Here is a 6,000-nt window from a genome sequence, read left to right as displayed (position 1 = left end):
TAGCGCGGTGCCACGCCCAACGCCGCCAAGGGGCGCTGGCCTCAGCCAGGGCACCTGCGGGGCGGGAGTTTTTGGGGGAATAGCCGATCAGGGCTTGGGCTTGTTGTCCCACTCGTCGCTGAGAATGCGGCGGGCGTCGCCTTCGGGGTCATCGTACTGGTTGCTGCGCACCGTGTAGATGAAAGCCGCCAGACCCACCGCGCCAAGGATCAGGGAAATCGGGATCAGGTAGGTGAGGACGCTCATGGGGTCGGTTCCGTGATTTCAGGCCCGCCCTCAGCGCAGCCGCAGCGCGTTGAGGGAGACGGTAATGGAAGAGGTAGACATCGCCAGCGCCGCAATCAAGGGCGTGGCCAGCCCGGCAATCGCCAGCGGCACCGCGATCACGTTGTAGAGCGTGGCAATTCGGAAGTTCTCGCGGATCCGGCGGGTGGCCTTCTGCGCCACGCCGCAGGCCTCGGCTATGGGCTCAAGGTCCTGGCCCAGGAGCACGATGTCGGAGGCCACCCGCGCCGCATCCAGCGCCGAGGCCGGGGAGACCGACACATGCGCCGCCGCCAGGGCTGCGGTGTCGTTGAGGCCGTCACCGACCATCAGCACCTTCTTGCCCTGATCCGACAGAATCTGCACCCGGGCGGATTTATCGGCAGGCAGTGCCTCGGCCACCCATTTGGTGATGCCCAGACGCCGGGCCAGATCCTCGACCGCGCCGGTGGTGTCGCCGGAGATCAGCAGCACGTCTTTGCCCGCCTCCTTCAGCGCCTGCACAGCCTCCGCCGCGCCGGGGCGCAAGGCATCGGTGAACAGGAAGGCTTTGGCTGCCCCTGCCCCGCTGTCGAGCCAGGCCGCCGTCTGGCTGCCCTGCTCCGCGCCGACCCAGGCCGCCCTGCCGAGCCGGACACGGCTGCCGCGGTACAAGCCTTCAGCGCCGTAGCCCGGGACCTCGGTGATCTCCTGCACTGCGGCCGGTTTGACCCCGGCCTCCCGCGCGGCGCGAGACAGAGCCACCGACAGGGGGTGCGAGGAGCCTTCGGCCAGCGCAAGGGCAATTTCCAGATCGGCGCGGGCATGATCGCCCAGGTTGGTGACTTCCGGCGTGCCTGCGGTCAGCGTGCCGGTCTTGTCGAACACAACGGTGTCCACCTCCGCCAGCCGCTCCAGCGCGGTGGCGTGCTTGATCAGCATGCCCTTCTTGAACAACCGGCCCGAGGCGGCGGTGGTTACTGCCGGAACCGCAAGGCCCAACGCGCAGGGGCAGGTGATGATCAGCACCGCGGCGGCGATGTTCAGCGCCGTGCGGATGTCGAAGGTGTAGAGATACCAGCCAGCAAAGGCGAGCGCCGACAGGATGTGGACCCCCGGTGCATAGAGCTTGGCCGCGCTGTCGGCGAGCGAGGTGTAGCGGGAGCGGCCCGATTCCGCGATGGCGACCAAATCGGTCATTCGGTGCAGCGAGGTGTCCTCGCCCACCGCGGTCGCGCGGACGGTCAGCGGGCCGGTCAGATTCACTTCACCAGCGGAAACCGCCAGGCCCGGGGCGGCAAAGACCGGCAGCGTCTCGCCCGTCAGCAGCGAGCGGTCCAGTTCCGACTGACCCGCAACGATTTCGCCATCCACCGGCATCCGCCCGCCCGGGCGCACCAGGATCAGGTCGCCGATGGCGAGGTCCGCCACCGGCACCTCGTATTCATCCCCGTCCAGCAGCCGGATTGCGCGCGGCACCTCCAGCGCCGCCAGCTCCTCAGCCGCGGAACGGGCCACGGCGCGGGTGCGGTAGTCCAGGTAACGGCCTGCCAGCAGGAAGAAGGTCAGTGTCAGGGCAGCGTCGAAATAGGCGTGCTCGCCGGACAGGAAAGTTTCCCACAGCGAGGTCACCAGCGCCAGCACAAGCGCCAGCACGATCGGCACGTCCATGTTGAGCCGCCTGACCCGCAGCGCGCTCCAGGCATTGGCAAAGAACGGCTGGGCGGAGAAGATGATCGCCGGGAAGGTGATCGCGGCGGAAATCCAGTGGAACATGTCCCGTGTCGCGTCCGAGGCGCCGGACCAGACCGACACCGACAGCAGCATGACATTCATCGAGGCAAAGCCCGCTACCGCCAGCCGCATCAGCAGGTCGCGGCCCGCCTTGTCGCTCTGCGTGGCTGCCAGCGCCGCCAGATCCAGCTCATGCGCCTCGTAGCCGATGCTTTCCAGCACCGGGATCAGGTCGGCTGCGCGGATTTCCGGGTCAGCTTCGATCAGGGCGCGCTTGAGGGTCAGGTTCACCCGCGCCGAATGGATGCCGGGATGGGCATTCAGCGCCCGCTCCACCGCTGAGATGCAGGCCTGGCAATGGATGCCTGGCAGCGACAGCGCCAGCCGCGCCTCGGTTGGGGCCTGCTCTGCACTGTCATGCCGGGCGGCAACGCAGGCCGGACAGGCTGCAAGCGAGGGACGGAGCTGGGCGGTCATGGCGGTCAGCCTTTCACATGCAGGATCACACGCTGGGTGAACTCGGTGCCGTTCTTGGCCCGGGCCACCATGCGGATGTTCCAGTTGCCCGGACCCAGATCCGCCGGCGCCAAATAGGCCTGGCCATCAAAGGTGAATTCCGGCTGCTGGTCGTCCTTCACATGGGTTGCCCGGCCCAGGGTGGCGCTCAGCTTGGCCACCTCCACCGGGTTGCCATCGGCATCGGTGATCTCCAGCTTGACCTGATCGCCCTGCGAGGAGGCGTAGACCGACCAGCCCAGCGCTTCCTGCGCGCTTCGGCGCTGATCGAACTCCTGGCTGGCGACATAGGAGTTCTTCACCTCCAGCCCCGGAAAGGTTTTCACCGCGTTCACGGCCAGGGCGATATTCACCCCGATGATCACCGTAAAGGCGCCGCCGAACAGCATCAATGCGTGCTTGCCGGTAAATTCCCGCTCGCGCTTGGCCATGGCTCAATTCCCCTTGCCGTTAAAGCTGGTGTCCTTGTGGGCGCGTTCCCCGTTTATCAGATCCTCGACCCAGATGCGAACCGGGCTGGTGTCTGTCTGCGCGGGAACGGAACCCTTGGGAGCGACGATGTAGACCCGTTGCAGCAGCGCGGTGTCGGCCGGCACATTCACCGAATGATAGACCGTGCCTTCCAGCTGCAAACGCATCGCCGGATCGCCCTTGATCGAGAGTTTGAACACACGGTCTTCGCCATGCTTGTTGCGCAGGCGCACGTCATAGGTGTTGCGGATCGAGCCGTCGGACAGCGTCACATAGGTCGGGTTGCGTTCCGGCGCCACCGTCAGCTCGATGTCGGAGCGGATGAACAGCGCAAACAGCAGCCCCAAGCCCACCAGCGACCACATGGTGGTGTACATAATGGTGCGCGGCCGCAGGATGTGCTTCCAGATGTTCTTGGGCGGTTTACCCTCACGCTCCTGCACCTCATCCGACAGCGCCATATAGTCGATCAGGCCCCGCGGCTTGCCGATCTTGGCCATCACGTCGTCGCAGGCGTCGATGCACAGCGCGCAGGTAATGCATTCCATCTGCTGGCCGTCGCGGATGTCGATCCCCATCGGGCAGACGTTCACACAGGCCATGCAGTCGATGCAGTCACCGGGCCCTGCGGCTTCGGCTGTACTGGTCGCGGCAGTCGGGTCGGCTTCCGGAGAGAGGCCCGGGTAAGGCGTGCCGGCATAAGCCGCCTGGCCGGGACCCGCCGCCTGAGCTGCCTGTTCGGCCGCCTCTGCTTCGGCCTTGCTGCGGCGGCGGACGTTGCCCTTGCCGCGCGGCTCGCCCCGCCATTCGCGGTAGCCGACGGTCAGCGTATCCTCATCCATCATCGCCGCCTGAATGCGCGGCCAGGGACAGGCATAGATGCAGATCTGTTCGCGCGCGAAGCCGCCGAACAGGAAGGTGGTCGCGGTCAGCACCAGCATGGTGGTGTAGGCAATGGGGTGCGCGTTCAGCGTCACCAGGTCATAGGCAAGCGTCGGCGCATCAGCGAAATAGAACACCCAGGCGCCGCCGGTGGCCAGCCCGATCAGGAACCAGGCCACCCATTTGGTCACCCGCAGGCGGGCCTTGCGGAAATCCATTTTCTTTTGCCGGTGCAGGCGCAGGCGGGCGTTCCGGTCGCCCTCGATCCATCGTTCCACCAGGATGAACAGGTCGGTCCAGACGGTCTGCGGGCAGGCATAGCCGCACCAGACCCGGCCCAGGGCAGAGGTGAACAGAAACAGCCCCAGCCCCGCCATGATCAGGAGCCCCGCAACGAAGTAGAATTCGTGCGGCCAGATCTCGATCCAGAAGAAATAGAACCGGCGGTTCGCCAGATCCAGCAGCACCGCCTGATCCGGCAGCGACGGCCCGCGGTCCCAGCGGATCCAAGGGGTCAGATAGTAAATCCCCAGCGTCACCGCCATGATGTACCATTTCAGGTTCCGGAAGGGTCCGGAGACGCGCCGGGGGAAAATCGGTTCCCTGGCGGCGTACAGGCTCGGGGCTGGGTTGGAATCGCTCACGGACTCTCTCCGTCTTGTGGCTGTCTGGCGCCCTTGTCACAGATGCAAAGTGCCGGAACTTTGACGTGGATCAAAAAGCGTATCACACAATCATGTTTTCACGCCCGGCAAAGCGCCTTGTGAAGGCAAAATGCCACCTATGCTTGGGTGCCGCGGGCCGCCAGAGGCAAGTTGCCGCAGCGCAGCGGCTGCCGCGGGGCGCGGCCGCTTTCCGTTGCGGAAACAGATGTTTCAGCGCGCCTGCTGCTGCCGCCTGAGCCAGGCGATGAACTTGCGCGCCTCTGCCCGCAGCACGCCGGGGCGGGCGGCGATGTGGTAGCCTCGGCCTTCGCCCTCGGTGAACAGCGCCAGCAGTCTGCCCTCTGCCAAGTCTTCCTCGACAAAGGCGCGCACACTGACCGCGACACCCTGCCCCGCCTTCACTGCCTGCATCAGCAGGTTGCCCGGCAGCCGGGTGCGGGGGCCGCGCAGGCCTTCGCTGACGCCGCGCGACTGCAGCCAGTGGCTGGCCTCAGAGGTGCCCAGCTCTTCCAGCCACGGCAGGTCCAGCAGATCCTCCGGCGCCGTTACGCTCCGCCCGTCCAGCAGCCCCGGCGCGGCAATCACCACCATCGGCGAGGCCAGCAGCAGCTCCGTTTCCAGCCCCGGCCAGTTGCCGTCGCCATAGCGCAGCGCGATGTCGATGCCGCCGGGCTTCAGTTCGACAAGGCCGCCGGAGGGGTCCAGGACCAGGTCGATGCCGGGATGTTCTGCCTGGAACCCCGGCAGCCGCGGCATCAGCCAGTGGGCGGCAAACATCGGTGTGCAAGTGACATGCAGCGGGCGGGCGGCGCTGGAGCGGGACAGCTCCAGGACAGCCGTCTGGATTGCGCCAAAGCCCAGCTGCAGCGCCCGTGCCAGATGCGCCCCTTCTGAGGTCAGGGCCAGCGCCCGGCCGCTGCGGTCCAGCAAGGCGACGCCCAGATGCGCCTCCAGTGCCCTCAGCTGCTGGCTGATGGCAGCGTGGCTGACATTCAGTGCGACGCCTGCCTGCACCACGTTTCCGGCTTCTGCGAAGGCAGCAAAAGCGCGCAGAGATGAAAGCGGCGGCATATGCAACCAGTCCATATGCAATTTCACCTTACATGTTGCGATTTTTCTTAACTCGCAGGAATCACCCGCTCGCGCAAGGATCAGGAACAGACAGCAGGATAGGAGGCTGACCCATGCTGACCGATATCTACGCCCGCTCGATGCTGACCGCGGCACGCCAGGACTGCGTGAAACTTCGCGATATGCCCGCCGCCAAACCGCTGCCGCGCGCTTATGAGGCACCGCGCCGCCGCGCGGGGCTGCTGAAACGGCTGGCGCTTTGGCTGCGCCGCCGCCCGGCCAGGACGCGCTGCATCCATCCGCAGAACATCTGAGGGTTTGACCTTGATGAGAGAAAGAAAAAGCGCCGGTTTTCCAGGAAACGCGCGAACAGATCGGAAAACCGGCGCATAGCCCGTTTGGCCTGCACGTCGGCCTT

General features: G+C 66.0%; 6 protein-coding genes. 1 reads left to right on the top strand and 5 read right to left on the bottom strand.

The annotated features are described in order from the left end of the window. Window positions 1–87: 87 nt before the first annotated feature. From ccoS to AC4HIX_RS07050, 5 genes are all read right to left on the bottom strand, one after another. On the bottom strand, window positions 88–246 hold the full coding sequence (ccoS, locus tag AC4HIX_RS07070) for a cbb3-type cytochrome oxidase assembly protein CcoS (RefSeq protein ID WP_490398444.1): 159 nt from the start codon (window positions 244–246) through the stop codon (window positions 88–90). A 30-nt stretch (window positions 247–276) separates the two neighbouring features. Further along, entirely contained in the window at window positions 277–2,454 is a 2,178-nt protein-coding gene (locus AC4HIX_RS07065) for a heavy metal translocating P-type ATPase (RefSeq protein WP_490398443.1), read from the bottom strand. 5 nt (window positions 2,455–2,459) lie between these two features. Continuing rightward, on the bottom strand, window positions 2,460–2,924 hold the full coding sequence (locus AC4HIX_RS07060) for a FixH family protein (RefSeq protein ID WP_490398442.1): 465 nt from the start codon (window positions 2,922–2,924) through the stop codon (window positions 2,460–2,462). 3 nt (window positions 2,925–2,927) lie between these two features. Then, window positions 2,928–4,490 (bottom strand): cytochrome c oxidase accessory protein CcoG, encoded by a 1,563-nt coding sequence (ccoG, locus tag AC4HIX_RS07055; protein WP_490398441.1) that lies wholly within the window; start codon window positions 4,488–4,490, stop codon window positions 2,928–2,930. Window positions 4,491–4,721: 231 nt separating this feature from the next. Next, window positions 4,722–5,597 carry a LysR family transcriptional regulator gene (locus AC4HIX_RS07050; RefSeq protein WP_490398440.1) on the bottom strand — a complete coding sequence of 292 codons (876 nt, stop codon included), beginning with the start codon at window positions 5,595–5,597 and terminating at the stop codon, window positions 4,722–4,724. A gap of 98 nt (window positions 5,598–5,695) precedes the next feature. Here AC4HIX_RS07050 and AC4HIX_RS07045 point away from each other — a divergent pair, with 98 nt between their 5' ends. Further along, on the top strand, window positions 5,696–5,896 hold the full coding sequence (locus tag AC4HIX_RS07045; protein ID WP_475049968.1) for a hypothetical protein: 201 nt from the start codon (window positions 5,696–5,698) through the stop codon (window positions 5,894–5,896). Window positions 5,897–6,000 lie beyond the last annotated feature (104 nt).

Source organism: Leisingera sp. (assembly GCF_982940295.1).
Note: the sequence above shows the minus strand (reverse complement) of the source record. Positions and strands in the feature narration are given on the sequence as shown.

Bases quoted from the DNA above. Each gene is read 5' to 3' on its own strand.
- ccoS (WP_490398444.1), bottom strand. From the start codon at position 246: ATGAGCGTCCTCACCTACCTGATCCCGATTTCCCTGATCCTTGGCGCG.
- AC4HIX_RS07065 (WP_490398443.1), bottom strand. From the start codon at position 2,454: ATGACCGCCCAGCTCCGTCCCTCGCTTGCAGCCTGTCCGGCCTGCGTT.
- AC4HIX_RS07060 (WP_490398442.1), bottom strand. From the start codon at position 2,924: ATGGCCAAGCGCGAGCGGGAATTTACCGGCAAGCACGCATTGATGCTG.
- AC4HIX_RS07050 (WP_490398440.1), bottom strand. From the start codon at position 5,597: ATGGACTGGTTGCATATGCCGCCGCTTTCATCTCTGCGCGCTTTTGCT.
- AC4HIX_RS07045 (WP_475049968.1), top strand. From the start codon at position 5,696: ATGCTGACCGATATCTACGCCCGCTCGATGCTGACCGCGGCACGCCAG.